Source organism: Pseudoalteromonas sp. S3260 (assembly GCF_005886925.1).
GTDB lineage: Bacteria > Pseudomonadota > Gammaproteobacteria > Enterobacterales > Alteromonadaceae > Pseudoalteromonas > Pseudoalteromonas tetraodonis.
In genome coordinates, this window is record NZ_PNCV01000258.1 from 1 (window position 1) to 292 (window position 292).

Sequence of the window (292 nt, forward strand, 5' to 3'; positions counted from 1 at the left end):
CATGGGATCGGGTGGTTCACGCTCGCTATGGTCGTCAGGCGAAACGGTGGCATCTTGCGATGCCTGAGTCTCGAGGCTTGTGGCCTCGCGACTCGCAATATGAATCATGCTGACCGATATGTCTCGATCCTGTCGCAATCCCGGCGGTTTGCCTGCGCAAACCCCTTGGTGTTATATGGTCAAGCCTCACGGGCAATTAGTACTGGTTAGCTCAACACATTGCTGTGCTTCCACACCCAGCCTATCAACCTTGTAGTCTTCAAGGGCCCTTCAGGAGGCGCAAGGCCTCAGG

At 55.8% G+C, this 292-nt stretch carries 1 rRNA gene; it reads right to left on the reverse strand.

The window, feature by feature from the left end:
* Positions 1–175: 175 nt before the first annotated feature.
* A 23S ribosomal RNA gene (locus CWC14_RS18390) occupies positions 176–292 on the reverse strand; the annotation flags it as partial.